The following is a 1,056-nucleotide window of genomic DNA, read 5'->3' as shown; positions in this document are numbered from 1 at the left end:
GGCCTCGGTCACGCCCACCGCCGGGCTCTCCGCCACCACCACCGGCGCCGATGCCACGGGCACCGGGCTGCGGCTGGTGAGCACCACCCCGGCGGCGGACGTGACCGAGGCCAGGTCGGCGCTCGCGGACGGCCCGGGGAAGGACACCACCGCGCGGATCTCCCTCGACGGCCTCGGCTGGGCGACCGTCGTCTACGCCGAGACCCACACCGCCGCGACCGGCGCGGTGGACGCCACCGCCGGGGCCGGTTCGCTGCGCGTGGACCTCGGCGCGGTGACGCTGAGCGGCGGAGCGGTGGACGCCCGGTGCGTCGCGCGGGCGGACGGCAGCACCGAGGGTGACGCCTCGCTGGTCGACGCCAGGCTCCACCCGGGCCTGCTGCCCGCCATCCCGCTGGACCGGACGCCGGAGCCCAACACCGTGGTCGAGCTGCCCGAAGAGCTCGGCACGATGGTGCTGAACGAGCAGCTCCAGGAGGACGACGGCGCCCTGACCGTCAACGCGCTCCGGCTGGAGCTGACCGGGCCGGACAACCCGGCCGAGCTGGTCGTCGGCTCCGTCCGCTGTCTGCCCGGCGGTCACGCGGGCACCGGCGACGACGGCGCGGGCGCGGGCGACGGCGACGCGGGGGCGCACCGCCAGGAGGGCACGGGCAGCGAGGCGCGGGACACCGCCGACGCCGCCGCGGCGGAGGCCGCCGCCGACGCCCAGGCCGCGGCCGAACGCGACGCGAACGCCGGGACGACGGCCGGGGTGCACGCCGTCGCCACCGACGCCCGGACGGGACACGGAGTGCCCGGCGTCGTGCTCGAACTGACCGACGCCCGCGGTGAGGTCACCGGCCTGTGCGTCACCCGGGCGGACGGCTGCCTCATCGAGGACGTGGCCGCCGGCCCCGCCACGCTGTGCGCGGTGGACGCACCCGCCGGCCATCGCCTCCCGGCCGCCGGGCGCGACCGCTGCCTCGGCCCGCTCGACCTGCCCGCCGGCGACGTGCTGCGGCTGGACGAGACGGTGCCCCTGGAACAGGTCTGACCGGCGGGAACGCCCCGCAC

General features: G+C 78.4%; 1 pseudogene. It reads left to right on the top strand.

The annotated features are described in order from the left end of the window. Positions 1–1,036, top strand: a pseudogene (locus E0D90_RS26930) (choice-of-anchor P family protein); the annotation flags it as partial. Between the last annotated feature and the right edge of the window lie 20 nt (positions 1,037–1,056).

It is taken from the genome of Streptomyces otsuchiensis (assembly GCF_004305975.1).
Taxonomy (GTDB): domain Bacteria; phylum Actinomycetota; class Actinomycetes; order Streptomycetales; family Streptomycetaceae; genus Streptomyces; species Streptomyces otsuchiensis.
This window is presented reverse-complemented; position numbering and strand designations above follow the sequence as displayed.